Genomic DNA, 17,298 nt, shown 5'->3' with positions numbered 1-17,298 from the left:
GATCTGTCACCGCCTGGTGGCAGGATGCAGTTGTGGCATATGACGAGGATCTCGCGAACCGCGTGTGGGACCTGATCGGGCGTGAGCCCGGGATCGGCGAGAAGCGGATGTTCGGCGGCCTGGCGCTGATGCTCAACGGCAACATGGCTGTGGTCATCCGCGGCGAGGGCGGCTTGATGGTCCGCGTCGACCCAGCGCAGTCCGAGCAGTTGCTGACCGAACCCGGCGCTCAACCGACGCAGATGCGCGGTCGGCCCATGCGCGGTTGGATCACGGTCGAGCCGTCGGCATGCGCGAAGGACGTCGACCTCCGCCGTTGGGTCGATCGAGGCGTCACCTATACCCGGAGCCTGCCGGCGAAGTGACCGTGGGCGGGGCGGGCCGCACCACGGGCGACCAGTTTCCTCGCATCGATCGAGCGGAGCAGTTCGCTCAACTCCGTTGTGGCACGAACCCGCTGAGATTCTGGTGCAGCGTGCCGGTTGAGGGTGTCGATTTTGCCGGCAGTCGCTCGTATGGGAAGTGACGGTCGCAGAAGGGCGACCCGCAGCGCGGAAGGAACAGGTCCATGCGTTCGATCACGGTCACGATGAGCGTCACCCTCGACGGCGTCGTCCAAGGTCTCGGCCGGCCGGATGAGGACACCCGCGGCGGCTTCACACACGGCGGGTGGGGTCAGCGGTACACCGACGATGTGATGGGTCGCGAGATGGCCAAGGGAATGGCCAAGCCGGGAGACATGCTGTTCGGGCGACGCACGTGGCAGGACTTCATCACCGCATGGGGTGGCTTGAGCGACGGCAACCCGTTCACCACGCATATGAACGCGGCCACCAAGTACGTCGTCTCCAGGACCCTGGAGGACGCGAACGCCTGGCAGAACTCGATCCTGCTACGCGGCGACGCCGTGGACACGGTGGCCGACCTGAAGGCCGGGCCGGGGAGGGATCTGTCGATCATCGGCAGCGCATCGCTGGTGCGGAGCCTGCACGCCGCTGGCCTGATCGACCGCTACACGCTCCTCATCCACCCGCTGACCCTGGGGACCGGCGCTCGACTGTTCGAAGGGCCGGCCCCACTGACCGAGTTCGACCTGACCGACAGCGTCACCACCACCAAGGGCGTGATCATCGCCCGCTACACCCGCCGGTGAGGCAGGGCGCCAGCAGGAGAAGGGCCGGCCGCGGAAGCGGGGTCGCGCCGGGCGGGATGCAGAAGTAGGCAGCTACTGTTGTCGATCGCTGCCGGTAGCATCCTTCCGTCTGGTCCATTCAGGACATTGCATGGAGGATGTCTTGCGTAGAAGAACCTTCTTCAAGGCCGCGGCCGCAGCTGCGGCAGCCGCTCCGGCGGCCGCCCTGCTCGGCGAGACGCCCGCGCAGGCCTACGCCACCTATGACGTGGCGGTCTGCGAGCAGTATCACAACCAGATCCAGATCTACCCGTCCAGCTCGGCGTGGAGCACGTCGACGCTGAAGTGGAGCTTCAGCCCGGGCACCGCGAACGGCTGGTCGAACCTCTCGGACGTCAAGTTCCGCGACACCTCGGCGTTCGGCGTGGTCGCCCTGGTCACCGCGTCCGGCGGCAAGGTCGGCATCGTGAACAAGACCACCGAGGCGGCGCAGGAGCTGAACGACCTGCTCTGGTACGCCACGCCGGGCAACAATCCCCACGCGATCGAGCGCATCCCGAACATCGGGGCGATCGTGGTGGCATCCTCCGGCGGATACCTCTATCTCTACGGCCCGACCGCGGTGAGCGACCCGAGCACGCTGGCGCTGGTGCAGACGATCTCCTTCCCCGGCGCCCACGGCGTCTGGTGGGACGACGTCTCCGGCAAGTTGTGGGCGATCGGTCAGGACTACGCCCGGATCTACAGCGTGTCCGGGACCTACCGCAGCACACGGCTGTCGCTCTTCCGGTCGATCTCGATCGGCGCGCATCTGGGACACAGCCTGGACGCCAGCTACTCCAACAGCAACCTCATGCTGGCCACGGACGGCAGCAAGGTGATGACCATCGACAAGACCACGTACGCCGTGAGCCAGGTCTATCCGGACAATTCCGTGAAGTCCTACTCCCAGCACAGCTCGGGCGAGCGGTTCTGGGTGCAGGCCACCGGGGCGACGTACCACGGGGACACCCGGAACTGGGTCAGCCCGACGGTGCAGTTCTTCGACGCGTCAGGGGCGAAGTCGTTCACTCGCTCCTTGTCGTACGGCGCGGAGTTCTACAAGGCGCGTCTCTACAACGTGGCCTTCCACTAACTGATCGTTTCAGGATGAGTTGAGCTGCGGGTCCTGCGCTCGGCAATCTTGGCAGGTGAGGCACCGTCAGGTGTTACTCATCCGGGTCCCAGGCCAGGAGCAGGTCGAAGAGACTCCGGTCACCGTCGAGCTTCAGGGAGTCCACCGGAATAAGGCCGTACAGGGCGAGGACCAGCTCACTGGCCGTGCCTCGGGCGGAGGCGTCGGCCGCGTCCGGGTCCTCGCCGGCTGGCAACCGGACAGCCGATTTCGCAGGCGATCATGACCGGCACCGGCCGGCGGCGTCGATGAGCACGCTGGCCACGGCTGCGGCCGCGTGAGGGCGGCCGTGTTGACGGGCGGCATCGGCCAGCTCCCGGCGCCGCTCCGGGTGGTCGAGCAGCACCATGATCTCCTCACAGAGGCGGTTGGCGGAGGCGTCGGCGCCGGCGAGCATGCGGACCGCACCTGCGTCGGCGAGGTGCCGTGCGGTCCGCCGCTGTTCGTCGCCTCCGGTGGGGATGAGCGGAATGAGGACGCACGCTTTGCCCAGGGCGGTGAGTTCGGCCAAGGTGCCGGCGCCGCTGCGCGCGACGACGATGTCCGCAGCGCACAGGACGTCGGGCAGCTCGCCGTGGACATAGTCGACGACCCGGTACCTGCTGCGCAGGTGTTCCGGGAGGGCGGCCGCGACCTGTCGCATCCGGTCGAGTGAGAAGTCACCGCACTGGTGGAGCACCTGACATTTCGGCAGGAGTCCGGGGAGGATGTCGGCGATCAGGTTGTTGACCTGGACGGCGCCCTGGGCGCCGCCGGTGACGTACACCAGCGGCAGGCGGGGATCCAGGTGGTATGCGGCGAGCGCCCGGTTGCGGTTGCCGCTGAGGATCTCGGGCCGGATCGGGTTGCCGGTGACCACCGTGCGGGTTCTCGCTCGGGCGGGCAGATGGTCGATGGAGGATTCGTGGCTCAGCAGGACTCGGTCGGCGAGGCGGGCGAGGATCCGGTTCGCCAGCCCGAGCGTGAGGATCTGCTCGTGCATGACCAGCGGGCGGCGGGTCAGCCAGGCGGCGATCCCGGTCGGGACGGAGACGTACCCGCCGGTGGAGAAGACCACGTCGGGCCGGGTGCGCACCACGATCATGATGGCCTGGAAGATGCCGAGCGGCACGCGGAAGGCGTCGGCGACGTTGCGGCCCCACTCGTGCAGGTTCGGCGAGCGGCGCAGTTTGCCGGTGGTGATCGCCGTGAAGGGTATGCCCTCCTGCCTGGCGACTCGGGCCTCCAGTCCGTGGGCGACGCCCACCCAGAGGACGTCCGGTGTGGCGCCGGCCGCCGCCAGCCGGTCGCGGAGCGTACGGATCGTGGTCAGCGCCGGGTAGGTGTGTCCGCCCGTTCCCCCGCCCGTGACGATCATGCGGAGCCCACGGAGATGTTCCGCGGTGTAGACGGCCATCAGCAGGGACTCGGGCAGGGGGAGGCGGTGCCGCGTCGGCGCAGTGCGCCCTGGATGAGGATGTCGAGCAGGGCGGAGTAGCCCACGCCGGCCCGCTGCCAGATCTGCGGGTACTGGGAGGCGGCGGTGAATCCGGGGAAGGTGTTGACCTCGTTGATCACCGGTTCGCGGCAGTCTCCGGTCCACCCTGCGCCGTGATCGGCGTCCGGTTCGGGGAGGAAGAAATCGACGCGGAGCAGCCCACGACAGCCGAGCGCGTGGAATGCCCGCACGGCCCGGTCCTGCAGTAGTCGGGTGGTGCCAGGGTCGAGTGGGGCCGGAATGTGGAAGTCGGCACCGCCGTCGTACTTGGCCTCGTAGTCGAAGAAGGCGGCGTTGGCCACCCGTATCTCCAGCGGCGGCCCGGCCTCGACACGACCGTCGGGGTGCTGAAGGACGCCGACGTCGATCTCGCGCCCGCGTACCGCGCGCTCGACGAGAACCCTCGCGTCGCTCTCGCGCGCGAGCCGCAGGGCGGCGGGCAACTGCGCCCACTGTTCGACCTTGGAGACCCCCAGGCTGGAGCCGGCCCGGGCCGGTTTGACGAAGACGGGCAGCCCCAGCCGCTCCTGATCCCACGACGACAGCTCCTCGTCGGGCCGCAGCGTCACCCCGTCGGCCACGCGCAGGCCGTCGGCGGCGAGGAGTTTCTTCGTGACCGGCTTGTCCATCCCCGCGGCGCTGGCGAAGACACCGTTTCCGACAAACGCGACGCCGAGCCACTCCAGCATCGACTGGACGGTGCCGTCCTCACCGTACGGGCCGTGCAGCGCCGGGAACACCACGTCCTGGTCGCCGAGGGTCCGCAGCGCCTGCGCGAACGTCGCCGGGTCGCCGTCCACCCGCCACTGGCCGTCCCGCTCGATCAGCACCTCGGTCACCTGATAGGCGGCGGGGTCGAGGTGGGCCAGGATGCTTTCCGCCGAGCGCCGGGAGACGTCGTGCTCCCCGCTGCGCCCACCGAACAGCACCGCCAGACGAACAGTCATGATGTCGCCGCTTCCCCGTGTAGGTGTACGCGCGCCACTCGCGCGCCGATTCCGGTCAGGACTTCGTGCGGGTTGGTGCCGGCCCACCGCGCCCACTCGGCGGCCGTCGGCTCGGCCAGGTCGGGCGAGCCGGGCTCGGCGCCGGGACCGAAGACGACCACCGGATCGCCGAGCGCCACCGGCAGGTCGCCGACGTCGACGACGCACTGATCCATGGCGATGCGGCCGACGATCGGACAGCGTCGACCAGCGAGCCAGACCCACGCACGGCCCTCGGCGGTGCGCGACAGGCCATCGGCGTACCCGAGCGGCAGCAGAGCGAGCGTGGTCGGCCGGTCGGTCACGTGGTCGGGCCCGTACGAGACGCCGGTCCCGGCGGGCACGCGCTTCAGGTTGATCACCCTTGACCGCAGGGTCATGGCGGGTCGCAGGCCGTAGCGGCGGGGACCGGTCGCGCCGAAGGGGTCGACGCCGTACATGGCCAGGCCGATCCGACAGAGATCGAACCGGGCCTCCGGCGCGGCCAGTGCCGCCGCCGAATTGGCCAGATGCACCACTTCGGGATCAAGCCCGGCATCCCGGGCGATCCGCAGCGCCTCCCGGAACGTTGCCAGCTGCCGAGCGATGCTCGGGCAGCCCGGCTCGTCGGCGTTGGTGAGGTGGGACCACACCCCGTGTACCCGGACGCTGCCTTCCGCCTCGTGCTTGCGAGCCCAGGCGACCAGTTCGGGCCATTCGTCGCCGCTGGCACCGTTGCGTGACAGACCGACGTCCGCCTTCAGCTGGACGGCGGCGGGCACACCGAGAACCGTGGCCGCGGTGGCGATCGCGCGCAGATGGGTCAGGGTCGACACCGCGATGTCGACGTCCGCGGCGATCAGCCGGGTGAAGTCCTCGTCCGGCCGGTGCAGCCAGCTCAGGACGGGCGCGTCGATGCCCGCCGATCGCAGCGCCAGCGCCTCCGCCGCCGAGGTCACGCCCAGCCAGGCGGCGCCGGCCCCCAACGCGGCCCGCGCCACCGGCACCGCGCCGTGCCCGAACCCGTCGGCCTTCACCACCGCCATCAAGCCGGTACGTGCGATCGCCGCGATCGTCCGGATGTTCTTCGCGATCGCCGCAAGATCGATCACGGCCTCGGCCAGCTGGGCGCTCTCGTTGACGACACCGGCCGGCACGCGCCGAGTGCGCGTACCCGCCGTCACCCGGCGGCCTCGGGTTCGACGGGCGGTTCATCCGGCGGTTCGGCGGCCCCGTGCCCGCCGACAGCGGCCGCCCGGCGCACCGCGAGCGTCTCCCGGATCCGCCGCCGGACCGCCCGCCGCTGTCGCTCGTCGCGGCGGCCTGGGTGTGCTGGTTCGAAGGTCATGTCCGGCTCCTGACTGACATGACGGCACGGTAGGCAGCCGGTTGTGAAGAACCCTTGAAGAAGCCATGGGCCGGCGGTGCGGCCATCCCGCTCGCCTCTCCCCAGAGCCCGCCCACATCGGTTCTTCACGAGTTTCGGGTTTACTTGACCCCCGCCACCACCAGGCAGAATGGGGAATCATGAGCGCGCGGATCCTGGTCGCCGAGGACGACCCCAAGCAGGCCAACCTGGTACGGGTCTATCTCGAACGCGAGGGGCACAGCGTGCTGCTGGTCGGCGACGGGCGGGCCGCGCTGGACCAGTGCCGGGCACGCCGGCCGGACCTGGTGGTCCTCGACGTGATGATGCCGGTCGTCGACGGCCTCGACGTGTGCCGGATCCTGCGCGCCGAGTCGGACATTCCGATCCTGCTGCTGACCGCCCGTACCACCGAGGAAGACATGCTGCTGGGCCTGGACCTCGGTGCCGACGACTACCTCACCAAGCCGTACAGCCCGCGGGAGTTGGCCGCCCGGGTACGGGCGCTGCTGCGCCGGGCCCGGGTGGTGAGTGCCGGCAACCGGACGGTGCTGCGGGTCGGGGACCTCGAGGTGGACACCGGCCGGTTCGAGGTACGGGTCGGCGGCCGGCCGGTCGCCCTGACGGCCAAGGAGTTCGGCATCCTCGAGGTGCTCGCCGGCGAGCCGGGCCGGGCGTTCACCCGGGCGCAGATCATCGACCGGGCCTTCGGATTCGATCATTTCGTGCTCGAACGCACCGTCGACGCGCACGTGATGAACCTTCGCCGCAAGATCGAGGATGACGTCGCCGAGCCGCGGTACGTACAGACCGTCTACGGCCGCGGCTACCGGCTCGCCGAACCGGAGCCGGCGCCGGCGGCGACGCCGACGCCGATGCCTCAGAGCAGGCCCGGAGCCAGCCGGTGAGCTTCCGGCTACGGGTGCTCTGGCTGGTCATCCTCGTCGCGGTGAGCGCGACCGCGGCGACCGCGTGGCTGACCCTGCGGCAGGCCTCGCAACAGATCAACGACTCGGCCACCACCGACCGGGCCCAACTCGACCAGGTCGTCGCCCGACTCAAGACGTACGGCGGCCAGCACGGCACCTGGGAGGGCGTGCCCGACCTGGTGCAGGACCTGCGCGCCGAGACCGGTCAGCGGATCCACCTGGTCGCCGACACGGGCGACGTGATCGTGGACACGGACACCCAGGAGAATCGCACCGCCCGGCCGCTCGGCACGATGGTCGGGTTCGTCGACCCGCGGCCGGTATTGAATCTGGCCGCATTGCCAGTGGATCCCGCCGCCCGGGAGAAGGGCGTGGTCGGCGAGATCGCCGCCTACCGCACCGGCGTCCTGTTCGCGGCGTGCCTGACGCGGGCATCCGTTCCCGTTGCCGTTTCGCCCGCCAGCACGGGAGTTCCTCGTTTCGAGCCCAACCTGAGCGGGGCCGACGTGCGCCGTCGCCAGCATGTCGACGAGATCATCGACGGCTGTCGCGACGCCGCGGCCCAGCCGGGCCGTGACCTGGCGACCGACGCCGACCGGGTGCAGGACTGTGCCGCCCTGACGGCGGTGGAACCACTGGATTCCTGCCTGGCCCAGGCCTTCACCAACCAGATCAGTGACGTCGCCCCGGTACCCGCCCGGGTCTACCTCGGCGCTCGCGGCGATCCGGCGTCCGCGCTGGCGGCCGGTCCGCTGCTCGCCGCGGCGGCGGGCGTGGCGGCGGTCGCGGTCATCGGCACCGTGCTGCTGAGCCGGCGGGTGCTGCGCCCGATCGACACGCTCACGGCCGCCGCCCATCGGCTCGGTCAGGGCGATCTCACCGGACGGGTGCCGGTGCGGGGCAACGACGAACTCGCGGAGTTGGCCCGGTCGTTCAACCGGATGGCCGACTCCCTGCAGCGCGGGGAGGAGCGCCAACGCCGCCTGGTCGCCGACGTCGCACACGAACTGCGCACCCCGCTGGCCAACCTGCGCGGCTATCTCGAGGCGCTCTCCGACGGCGTGATCGCGCCGGACCAGGAGCTCTACGCCTCGCTGCTCGAAGAGGCGGTGCTGCAACAGCGCATCGTCGATGACCTGCAGGACCTGGCCCTGGCTGAGGCCGGCAACCTGGCGTACCACCGGGTCACGGTGGATCTGGCCGAACTCCTGGAGACCTGCGGCACCGCCCACCACGCCCGGGCGGAGTCAGCCGGGGTGTCGTTGCGCGTGGCCGCCGAGCCGGTTGCGGTACAGGCCGATCCCGACCGGCTCCGCCAGGTGGTGGGCAATCTCGTCACCAACGCACTACGGGCGACCGCTGCGGGCGGCAGCGTCCGGCTGGTCGCGAGCCGCACCGACACACACGCGATTGTCCAGGTCGTCGACTCCGGCTCGGGAATCGCAGCGGACGCGCTGCCGCACGTCTTCGACCGGTTCTGGCGCGCCGACGCCGCGCGGGGCCGCCGCACCGGGGGCAGCGGCCTCGGCCTCGCCATCGCCCGGCAGATCATCACCGACCACCAGGGCACCATCACGGTCGCGAGTGAGGTCGGCGTCGGGACGACATTCACCATCACGCTTCCCCGGATCCCTGTTCTCTCGGGCCAGCCGTAGGTCCAGGACGATGGCCCGGCGGACACGTCGGCGGTCGTGGTCTCAGCCCGAGCGGCGGGCGAGCCCGCTCATCTTGACGGCGGTGAAGACGGCGGCGGCCAGTGCCACGTCCGACAGCAGCATGAGCCCGATCGTGTACGACCCCTGGGCGCCGTACACCCAGCCCATCACCAGCGGCGGGACGAACCCGCCGAGGCCCCCGGCCGCGCCGACCAACCCGGTGACCGCACCGACCTGCTCGGCGGGGGCGACCTTGCCGACCAGGGCGAAGACCGCTCCGCTGGCCGCGCCGAGCAGGATCGCCATGCCGAGGAACGCCACGGTGGCCACCGGCATCAGCGGCGGCTCGAAGGCCTGCACGACGGCCAGGACGGCCACCAGGGCGAAGCACCAGACCAGCACCGGAACCGGGTGCAGCCGGTCGGACAGCCAGCCGCCGATCGGCCGGGCGGCCACCGCCAGCACCACGAAACCGGCGGTCCGCAACGCCCCGTCGGCGGGGCTCAGCTCGTACGTGGTGCGCAGGTACGCCGGCAGGTAGACGCTGAAGGCCACGAAGCCGCCGAAGCCCACCGCGTACAGGAAGCACAGCTGCCAGGTGACGGTGAGCCGGCCGACGCCGGCCAGCCGCTGCCAGGCCGAGCCGGTGGGCCGGGCGCGGCCCGGGGCGTCCCGCAGCAGGAGGAACGCCAGGACGGCGTATCCCGCGAGGATCGCGGCGACGAGCAGGAACGGGGCCTTGTCGCCGTAGGCGTCGGCCAGCCGGACGGTGCTGAAGTTCGCGATCGCCGTGCCGCCCATCCCGACGCCGAACACGCCGAGGGCGAATCCGCGCCGGGCCGGGGGGTACCACCCGGAGGCGTGCGGGACGCCGACGGCGAAGGCGGTCCCGCCGATGCCGAGGAAGAAGCCGGTCACGATCAGCGCGGCGTACGAGGAGACCACGGTCAGCGCCAGCACCGGAATGATGGTGGCCAGGGTGACCAGCGGAAACACGATCCGCGCCCCGTACCGGTCGGTGAGCGCGCCGACCGGGATGCGGCCGAGCGATCCCACCACCACCGGCACGGCGACGAGCAGGGACTGGGCCGCGAAGCTCAGCCCCAGCCGCTCCTTGATGCCGGGCCCGAGCGGACCGAGCAGCGCCCACGCCCAGAAGTTGACCAGGAAACCGAGCGTGGCGATGGCGAGCTGAGTCGCGGCGCCGGTGGCGTTGGTGGGCGACTGGGCCGACCCGCTCGCCGCCAGCTGTCTGTCACGGGTCATGGTCATCGCTTTCTCCGTCGAGGTCGTCGGGACGGTGCCACTGCGCCCAGAAAGAGGACCGGTGGAATCCGCTTCACCGGTCTGAGCCTCGTGCAGCCGAACCGACGGGATCAGGGTCGGAAGTCCCGCAGGCGCGGGACCTGCGGGCGCATCGCCGGTCCGAGCAAAGCGGCCCGGGCCGCCCGGCGGACCGGGAGGATGGGCGAGCCATGAACTTCCTGACCATCCTGCCGCTCGCCGTGGTGATGGTCGCCGGGACGCAGTTGGTCGCGGCGGTCCTCCTCGCCTCGGCGAACCGGCCGCGGGCCGCGTCGCTCGGGTTTCTCGGCGGTGCCGCGGCCGTGGTCGTCGGCGGGGTGACCCTGAGCTGGCTGGTCACCAGGCTGCTCCGCGGTCCCACTGCGGAGGCCGAGACGGACGTCGCCCGCTTCCAACGGGCAGCGACCTGGATCGACTGGGTGGTGCTGGCACTGTTGGTGGTCCTGGCGGTGGTCGTCTACCTGCGGCGGCGGAAGACCGGACTGCCGCGATGGGTGGGCCGGCTGCGGCGGGCCGGCCCGGGGGACGCACTACGGACCGGCGTCCTGCTCTTCGTCACTGCGCCGACCGACGATCTCACCATGGCGGCGGTGGGCGCGAGCGCCGCCCGCCACGACCTGGCGTGGTGGCACCTGCTGCCGTTCGTCCTGCTGACGCTCGTGCTGCTCGCCCTGCCCCTGCTCACCCTGCTGCTGGCCGGTCGGCGCGCGGAGCACGCGCTGCCACGGATCAGGAACTGGGGCGACCGGCACGGCTGGGTGATCAGCGAGGTCGTGATCGCGTTCTTCGCGCTGGTAACGGTGCTTGACCTGGTGCAGGTGACCCGGCAGCGGTGAGCTGCCGCGCAGCTCAGCCCGAGGGCCGGGTGGCGCGGCGCGGAGCGCGGCGGTCAGCTGCGGCGTACGAGGCGGCTGCGGTGAACGCTGCGGTGGACAGCACGGAGGGCCAGGCGCCGATGCGCTTGGCCAGCGGGTGCGACAGGCCGAAGGCCCCGACGTAGGTCGCGGCCAGCGCCGCGGTTACGGCCGGGCTCGTCCGCCGGGCCCACTCGCGCCCGGCGAGCACACCGCCCACCGCGAGGACCACGCCGCCGAGGGGACGGTTACCGGTCCGGCGGGCGAGCTGCCATCCGCCGATGAGGGAGCCGGCGGTGGTCGCTGCGGTAGGGAGGCGCATTCCGCGACCGTACCCCGCTGGAGGAACGCCTGCGTCCGAAGCGCATGTTGATCAGCGAATGGATGACAGGACCTCACGGCACGCGTCGGCCAAGCGGTCACGGTCGCCAACCGCGGCCCGGCGCGGACGAGCGAGGCGCGCCGAGTATCTCTCTGTGATTGTCAGGGCGTCCGGAGGCGAGGATGATGCCGTATGGCTATTCGTCGATGGCACCGCCTACTGCTCATCGCCGCCGCACTGTGCTCAGCGCTCCCGGTTTGCGGCTGTGCTCGTACAGCCGAGACCGGGCCGCCCGGTTCGGGGCCAGGCACGTCCCCCTCGACGGCCACGCCGTCGTCGCCGGTGCCTACCGCAACCCCGACCGCGGTGTCGGCATCGGCGGTCCCGTCGCCCAGCGGATCACCTGCCGCTACGCCGTCGGCGAGAGCGGTCGCGGCCCGGGTGAGCGTGCAGCGTTCCGGCGGCTTGGCCGGAGTGACACAGAGGATCGTGGTGGAGACCGACGGCCGCTGGCGCTTCAGCGCTTCGCGGGGGCAGGATGCCGAGACGGTGAAGACCGGCCGGCTGAGCGCGGCGCAGGTGAAACGCCTGCATCTGCTGCTCGGTGATCCGTCCTTCGGCTCGGCCTTCTATCCAGGCTCGTGCGCCGACGGATTCCACTACTCGTTACTCGCCGGCCAGCGCAGGGTCGAGTGGGATGAGTGCGGTCGCACCAACCCGGCTGAGGTGGCACGGGCAATCGTCGCCCTGCTGGCCGACGCAACCCCGTTCTAGGAACCCGGCCCAACTGCACCGCCGCCCTGCTGATCCAGATCGAGGGAGCTTGACGAACGGGCCAGCTTCCCGAACGCCGCGGCCCGTACGGCCGGCGACACCCGCCGGCCGAGAGTCCGTGCGGTCATGTCGCGTCTGCCGAGCAGCAGGAGCAGCCCCGCCCGCATCCGCACGCGTCACCCTCGCCGGCACCGTGCCCACCGCCTGCGGTGTCGGCGCGGGTCTCAGCGAGAGGGGTGGCCAGTGGGACGGTGCAGCAGGTGTCACCACGCCACGCCTCGCGGCCTTCCCTGACCGCCACGGCGGCGATGACCAGCGCGGCGATCGGGTCGGCCCAGGACCACGCGAGCAGGCTGTTCAACCCCAGGCCGACGAGCAGGACGGCGGACAGGTACGTGCACAGCAGGGTCTGCTTGGAGTCCGCAACCGCCGAGCGCGAGCCGAGTTCCCGGCCGGCGCGGCGCTGCGCGTACGACAGCACCGGCATGATCAGCAGTGAGAGCGCGGCCAGCACCAGACCGATGCGGGAGTGCTCGGCCTCGGCGCCGCCGACCAGCGCCCGCACCGACTCCACCGTCACGTAGCCGGCGAGAGCGAAGAACGAGACCGCGATGATCCGCAGCGCGACCTTCTCCCGGGCCTCCGGGTCGCGGCCGGCGAACTGCCACGCCACCGCCGCCGCCGACGACACTTCGATCACCGAGTCCAGCCCGAAGCCGATCAGCGCGGTCGACGACGCGATCGTGCCGGCGGTGATCGCCACCACCGCCTCGATGACGTTGTAGGTGATCGTGGCGGCGACCAGCAGCCGCACCCGGCGGGCGAGCACCAGGCGGCGCGCCGGCGACGGCCCGGTCGGTGTCAGGTTGATCAGGGGCAGGTTCATCAGCAGCAGCCCTTCTCGTCGCAGTCCGGGCACGCGGCCGGGTCGACCGCCAGCACGAGGCCGAGCAGGTCCGCCAGGGCCTGTGCCAGGCGGGCGTCGGCCAACTCGTACCGGGTGCGGCGGCCCTGCGGCACCGCGACCACCAGGCCACAGCCGCGCAGACACGACAGATGGTTCGACAGGTTCTGCCGGGTCGTGCCCAGCAGTTCGGCCAGCTCCGCCGGATAGCCCGGCCCGTCGCGTAGCGCCAGCAACAGCCGGGCCCGGGTCGGGTCGGACAGGGCATGACCGAAGCGAGACAGCACCTGCCCGTGCGTCAAGGTCTCCACGGCACGGATAGTACATCCGTTGGTGTACTAAGCGCGGTAGGTACTGGTGCCACGTCGGGCGATGTCCAGCGCGTTCCGTGGGTGCTTGGGGCGTAGCTATCGGCCGCGAGGCGGTGGTGGCGGGGCAGGCTTGCTGGGCCGGAATCGCCAGGAGATGGTGTCGGATGTGGCGATGGCGGTGAGGATGACGATGGCCACGACCGCGATGTAGATCGGTGGCAGGAACGCGACGACGGGCGCCAACGCGACCAGCACGAGCAGCCCGATCACCCGGGACCTGGCGACGCGGCTGAAGGACAGGTAGTCGAGGCGGGCGCGGCCGGCCAGGTAGATCGCTGGTCCGCAGAGGATGACGGTGGACCAGACGAGGTTGGGCTCGGCGAACGGGTGGGTGATGATGATCTCGTCGCCGACCGAGCTGAGCACGATGCCACCGGCCATGAGCAGGTGGGCGTAGGAGGCGGACCGGACGAACACGGCGGGTCTCGCGCTGATCGCGATCACGGCGGGCAGGAGCAGGCCCGCCCGGTAGAAATAGATCCGCCACAGCAGCGTGGTGATGGCGAACGCCAGCACGAACGCGGTCACCCGGTCCCGCTCGAAGCCGTCCGCGACGAACTGCCCGCCGGAGGCGAGGATCGTCTCGCCGAACGCGACGATCATGATCTGCTGGTAGCGTTCGGCGAGGTGCTCGGCGTTGATCGTCTGGGTGGCGATCCGGGCGGGGCCGAGCTTGGGTAGCCGGAAATCCAGCCGGCTCATGGTATAGCCGAGGACAGCGGCGAGGAGCCAGATCACCACCCGGGTCCTGTCGTGGGTGAGCGCGCCCGCGATCCACACGCACCCGGAGAAGCAGGACCAGATGAGTTGCTGCAGCGAGCCGATCGCCACCTCCCGGCCGCGCATCGCGCCCGTGACGAAGAGGGCCCGGCCGACCTGGATGGCGACATAGGTGGCGGCGAAGATCATGCCGCCCTCGCCGAACGCCGTGGGCACCGCGCCCGCCATGATCAGGGTGCCGAGCATGATGGGGATGATCACGAGCTGGATCGCCGGCTGGGCGGGGTTGAGGCGGTTAGTGGTCCAGGCGGTGAAGACCCACACCCACCAGAACGCGGCCAGCAGGATCACGGTGTGCAGGGCGCCGAGCCAGGTGAGGTGGGTGAACAGGGTGTGCGACAGCCGGGTCAGCGCGAACACGAGGATCACGTCGAAGAAGAGCTCGACGTAGGTGGCGCGCTGCGGCTCGGCGCTGTCCCGCAGTAGGTCGCGCGTGTGGCCGGCGGTCATCGGCACGCCCGTTCTGTCAGCTTTGTGAAATCTATCCTCCGTCGTACCACGCACCGCACCGCTCGGGGCGGTCGCGAGAAACTTCAAGTGAAGCGTCTCGCTGGACGAGGTGAAGATCGTCTTTGTCGGTGCGCGGCAGACGGTTGACCAGCGCGGTGCCGTGACGTGTGCGTCAGAGGCTGGCGGCCCGGAGAACGAGCGCGATCGCGCTGAGCAGAAGCAGGACCAGCGAAGGCACGGTCTTCTTCGCGGAGTCGTGCGCCTTGAGGTGGTAGACGACGGCTCCGGCCATCAGGAGCACAAGTCCGGTGGCGGCGGCGACACCGAGAGGGCCGATCCACAGTCCGATGACCAGGCCGGCTGCCCCCAGGAACTCCAGCGCCCCGATCAGGCGGACACGTCCGTCGGACACCCCCAGCCTGCCGAGTTCGGCGACCATGCTGTCGGCTGCGGACACCTTCGGAAGGCTGGCCAGGGCGAAGCCGATGGCCAGCAGAGCGGACAGGATGACGGTGGCGATGAACATCAGTTTCTCCTTGTGTGCTTGTGGTGAGGGGTGGATGAGCGGGTGTGCGATCAGCCCGTGACGCTCACGCGGTTGTCACCCGCGCGTCCTCGGTCGCTGCCGTGGGCGTGGGCCGCAGGCTCGCGGCCGCATCGGCGTCCCGCACGCGCAGGGCCACGAGCAGGCCCAGCACGGCCAGCGCGGTGGTGAACAGGAATACGTCGTGGTAGGCGGCGAAGATCGCCTCGCTCCGGCTGGCCGCATCGGCGGCACGAGCGCCGATGTCCACGAGCCTGGTCTCGGTCCGCTCGGTGAGCAGGGTGACGACCCCGGCGACTCCGGCCGCACCGGCGACCTGTCGGGTGGTGGAGAACAGCGACGAAGCGCGTGCTGTGGCCGCGGTGCTCACCCCGGCGAACGTCGCGGTCTGCAGTGGGATCACCGTCAGGGCCATCCCTGCGCCCAGGGTGAACAGCGGCGCGCGTACCGCCCACAGAGTGGTTCCGGGATTGACCGCGAGTAGCGCCGCCAGCGAGGCTGCGGTGATCACGAACCCGGTGGCGAGCATCCGCCGGGGTCCGAGCCTCGAATAGAGGTGGCCTGCGACCGGCATCAGGGCTGCCATGCCCAGCGCCTGGAACATGGTCACCAGGCCGGAACCGGTCGCGTCGATGCCCATCTGCTGTTGCAGGAGCAGGGGAACAAGGAACAACGCCCCCATCAACGCGCCCGAGGTGGGCAGCATCAGCAGATTGCCGGTACGGAACAGCCGGCTCCGCAGCAGGCGCAGATCGATCATGGGTTCGGCGCTGCGCAGCTCGGCCACGACGAACGCGGCTGCCAGGGCGAGCCCGGCACCCAGCGGTGCCAGCACACCCGGGGTGGCCCATCCGTCGCGGGCACCTCGGTCGAGACCGACGAGCAGGAAGGCGAGCGCGGAGCCGCCCGTGAGGAATCCACCGAGGTCGAACCGGCCAGGATGGGCAGCTCGCTCTTCGCGGATGACGGCCACGGTGAAGATCAGCGCCAGGACGCCGATCGGGACCTTGAGGAAGAAGATCCAGCGCCAGGAGAGGGTGTCGACCATCCAACCGCCGAGCACGGGCCCGAACGCCGGCGCGATGCTCGTGGGGATGGACAGCACCGCTGAAGCCTGTGCGCGCTCGGCCGGAGGGAACGCCCGGAAGAGCATCGCAGTGCCGACGGGGGTCAGCAGCCCACCGCCGACGCCCTGAACGACCCTGGCGGTGATCAGCTCGCCGAGCGAGCCAGCAAAACCCGCCCACGCGGACGCCGTGGTGAAAACCGCAAGCGCGAACACGAATGTCCGTTTACTGCCGAATCGGTCGGACACCCAGCCCGAGGCGGGGATGAACACGGCCATGCTGACCAGGTAGCCCGTCACGAGCCACTGCAGCGCCTCGGTGCCGGCGTCGAACCGCTCACCCAGCGCGGGAAGCGCGGTGTTCAGCACCGTCATGTCGAGGATCTCCATGAACAGGCCGAACACAAACGCCGTCGCGACCAGCCACTTGTACGGCACGTGTCGCAGCATTGACTCACTCCTCTCATGGGTTGGGGTGCGCCTGTGCGGCCGAGCACATGGGTGGCGGCCGGTCACCGGACGCGGAACGTCTGGCGTCCGGCCGCGCAGATGCCTGACACGCAAATGTCTGACGCATCAGATATTAGCGCGTCAGAGAGAGCGGATAGTCCGTGGGCTGCGTCACCCGCCGGGCGAGGCCACCGGACGCCGTCACCGCGGCGGACCAGGTACGGATAAGCTTCCGCGCGAGGGCGGCGACGAGGGGAGGACAGCTCGTGACCGAGCGGCAGCAGCTGTCGACACGCCGCTACCTCGGGGTGTGGCGGCTCTATCTCGTCAGCCAGAACCTGGTCCTCAAGAAGCTCGAGCGGGAGATGCAGGCCGCCCATGGCCTGTCATTGGCGGAATTCGACGTCTTGGCCCACGTGTCCAATGCGCCGGATCAGCGGCTGCGCCTGGGGCAACTCGCGGAGGCGGTGCTGTTCACGACCGGCGGCATCACCCGCCTGCTCGACCGGCTGTGCGACGCCGGGCTACTGCGGCGGGAACGCGATCCGGCTGACCGCCGTGTCGTCCACGCCGTCCTGACCCCGACCGGCCACGACCTCTTCCAACGGGCGTCCAGGTCCCACCTGCGCGAGGTCGTGAAGCACTTCGGGAGACAGCTGACAGCGGACGAGGTCGACGCTGTCGAGGCCTTCCTGACCCGCCTGGTGGAAAGCAACCTCGAGCCATAGCGCGCCCCGCCACCACAGCGGCCGGGGTTGGCGACCCCGACAGCCTTGAGCA

20 protein-coding genes are annotated in these 17,298 nt (G+C 70.5%); 8 read left to right on the top strand and 12 right to left on the bottom strand.

Annotated features, from left to right (window positions below):
- Positions 1-32 precede the first annotated feature (32 nt).
- From ACGFI9_RS04770 to ACGFI9_RS04760, 3 genes are all read left to right on the top strand, one after another.
- On the top strand, positions 33-365 hold the full coding sequence (locus tag ACGFI9_RS04770; RefSeq protein ID WP_393174927.1) for a TfoX/Sxy family protein: 333 nt from the start codon (positions 33-35) through the stop codon (positions 363-365).
- 203 nt (positions 366-568) lie between these two features.
- On the top strand, positions 569-1,153 hold the full coding sequence (locus ACGFI9_RS04765; RefSeq protein WP_393174924.1) for a dihydrofolate reductase family protein: 585 nt from the start codon (positions 569-571) through the stop codon (positions 1,151-1,153).
- Between the two features lie 142 nt (positions 1,154-1,295).
- Complete coding sequence (locus ACGFI9_RS04760; RefSeq protein ID WP_393174922.1) at positions 1,296-2,267, top strand: hypothetical protein; 972 nt, start codon at positions 1,296-1,298, stop codon at positions 2,265-2,267.
- 73 nt (positions 2,268-2,340) lie between these two features.
- Here ACGFI9_RS04760 and ACGFI9_RS04755 read toward each other — a convergent pair whose 3' ends face one another.
- The 5 genes from ACGFI9_RS04755 to ACGFI9_RS04735 all read right to left on the bottom strand — a co-directional run bounded on the left by ACGFI9_RS04755 (position 2,341) and on the right by ACGFI9_RS04735 (position 6,096).
- Positions 2,341-2,502: a hypothetical protein gene (locus ACGFI9_RS04755; RefSeq protein ID WP_393174919.1), complete on the bottom strand. Its 162-nt coding sequence runs from the start codon at positions 2,500-2,502 to the stop codon at positions 2,341-2,343.
- A gap of 24 nt (positions 2,503-2,526) precedes the next feature.
- On the bottom strand, positions 2,527-3,702 hold the full coding sequence (locus ACGFI9_RS04750) for a glycosyltransferase (protein ID WP_393174917.1): 1,176 nt from the start codon (positions 3,700-3,702) through the stop codon (positions 2,527-2,529).
- Complete coding sequence (locus tag ACGFI9_RS04745; protein WP_393174915.1) at positions 3,702-4,730, bottom strand: D-alanine--D-alanine ligase family protein; 1,029 nt, start codon at positions 4,728-4,730, stop codon at positions 3,702-3,704. The genes ACGFI9_RS04750 and ACGFI9_RS04745 overlap by 1 nt, the downstream gene beginning before the upstream one ends.
- Positions 4,727-5,860, bottom strand: coding sequence for an alanine racemase (gene alr, locus ACGFI9_RS04740; protein ID WP_393175233.1), 1,134 nt, complete (start codon positions 5,858-5,860; stop codon positions 4,727-4,729). The genes ACGFI9_RS04745 and alr overlap by 4 nt, the downstream gene beginning before the upstream one ends.
- A gap of 68 nt (positions 5,861-5,928) precedes the next feature.
- Positions 5,929-6,096: a hypothetical protein gene (locus ACGFI9_RS04735; RefSeq protein ID WP_393174913.1), complete on the bottom strand. Its 168-nt coding sequence runs from the start codon at positions 6,094-6,096 to the stop codon at positions 5,929-5,931.
- A gap of 179 nt (positions 6,097-6,275) precedes the next feature.
- Here ACGFI9_RS04735 and ACGFI9_RS04730 point away from each other — a divergent pair, with 179 nt between their 5' ends.
- Positions 6,276-7,022 (top strand): response regulator transcription factor, encoded by a 747-nt coding sequence (locus ACGFI9_RS04730; RefSeq protein WP_393174911.1) that lies wholly within the window; start codon positions 6,276-6,278, stop codon positions 7,020-7,022.
- Positions 7,019-8,698 (top strand): sensor histidine kinase, encoded by a 1,680-nt coding sequence (locus ACGFI9_RS04725; RefSeq protein ID WP_393174909.1) that lies wholly within the window; start codon positions 7,019-7,021, stop codon positions 8,696-8,698. Before ACGFI9_RS04730 ends, ACGFI9_RS04725 begins: the two co-directional genes overlap by 4 nt.
- A 42-nt stretch (positions 8,699-8,740) precedes the next feature.
- Here the strand turns inward: ACGFI9_RS04725 and ACGFI9_RS04720 are convergent, their stop codons facing one another.
- On the bottom strand, positions 8,741-9,970 hold the full coding sequence (locus ACGFI9_RS04720; protein ID WP_393174907.1) for a nitrate/nitrite transporter: 1,230 nt from the start codon (positions 9,968-9,970) through the stop codon (positions 8,741-8,743).
- A gap of 203 nt (positions 9,971-10,173) precedes the next feature.
- Here ACGFI9_RS04720 and ACGFI9_RS04715 point away from each other — a divergent pair, with 203 nt between their 5' ends.
- On the top strand, positions 10,174-10,839 hold the full coding sequence (locus tag ACGFI9_RS04715; RefSeq protein ID WP_393174905.1) for a GAP family protein: 666 nt from the start codon (positions 10,174-10,176) through the stop codon (positions 10,837-10,839).
- 13 nt (positions 10,840-10,852) lie between these two features.
- Here ACGFI9_RS04715 and ACGFI9_RS04710 read toward each other — a convergent pair whose 3' ends face one another.
- The gene (locus tag ACGFI9_RS04710) at positions 10,853-11,179 is read right to left on the bottom strand and encodes a hypothetical protein (protein WP_393174903.1); all 327 of its coding nucleotides are present in this window, start codon (positions 11,177-11,179) and stop codon (positions 10,853-10,855) included.
- Positions 11,180-11,668: 489 nt separating this feature from the next.
- Here ACGFI9_RS04710 and ACGFI9_RS04705 point away from each other — a divergent pair, with 489 nt between their 5' ends.
- Entirely contained in the window at positions 11,669-11,953 is a 285-nt protein-coding gene (locus ACGFI9_RS04705; RefSeq protein WP_393174901.1) for a hypothetical protein, read from the top strand.
- Between the two features lie 124 nt (positions 11,954-12,077).
- Here the strand turns inward: ACGFI9_RS04705 and ACGFI9_RS04700 are convergent, their stop codons facing one another.
- The 5 genes from ACGFI9_RS04700 to ACGFI9_RS04680 all read right to left on the bottom strand — a co-directional run bounded on the left by ACGFI9_RS04700 (position 12,078) and on the right by ACGFI9_RS04680 (position 16,518).
- Positions 12,078-12,839, bottom strand: coding sequence for a cation transporter (locus ACGFI9_RS04700; protein WP_393174899.1), 762 nt, complete (start codon positions 12,837-12,839; stop codon positions 12,078-12,080).
- Positions 12,839-13,168, bottom strand: a complete 330-nt coding sequence (locus ACGFI9_RS04695; RefSeq protein WP_393174896.1) for an ArsR/SmtB family transcription factor — start codon at positions 13,166-13,168, stop codon at positions 12,839-12,841. Before ACGFI9_RS04695 ends, ACGFI9_RS04700 begins: the two co-directional genes overlap by 1 nt.
- A gap of 96 nt (positions 13,169-13,264) precedes the next feature.
- Positions 13,265-14,458 (bottom strand): low temperature requirement protein A, encoded by a 1,194-nt coding sequence (locus ACGFI9_RS04690; protein WP_393174894.1) that lies wholly within the window; start codon positions 14,456-14,458, stop codon positions 13,265-13,267.
- 172 nt (positions 14,459-14,630) lie between these two features.
- Complete coding sequence (locus tag ACGFI9_RS04685) at positions 14,631-14,984, bottom strand: DoxX family protein (RefSeq protein WP_393174891.1); 354 nt, start codon at positions 14,982-14,984, stop codon at positions 14,631-14,633.
- 64 nt (positions 14,985-15,048) lie between these two features.
- A complete protein-coding gene (locus ACGFI9_RS04680) occupies positions 15,049-16,518 on the bottom strand; it encodes a DHA2 family efflux MFS transporter permease subunit (protein ID WP_393174890.1) in 1,470 nt (489 codons plus the stop codon).
- Positions 16,519-16,784: 266 nt separating this feature from the next.
- Between ACGFI9_RS04680 and ACGFI9_RS04675 the strand changes: the two genes are divergently transcribed.
- Positions 16,785-17,246 (top strand): MarR family winged helix-turn-helix transcriptional regulator, encoded by a 462-nt coding sequence (locus ACGFI9_RS04675; protein WP_393174888.1) that lies wholly within the window; start codon positions 16,785-16,787, stop codon positions 17,244-17,246.
- Positions 17,247-17,298: the final 52 nt, after the last annotated feature.

Origin of the sequence: Micromonospora sp. NPDC048930 (assembly GCF_043197935.1) — a bacterium.
Taxonomy (GTDB): Bacteria; Actinomycetota; Actinomycetes; order Mycobacteriales; family Micromonosporaceae; genus Micromonospora.
Note: the sequence above shows the minus strand (reverse complement) of the source record. Positions and strands in the feature narration are given on the sequence as shown.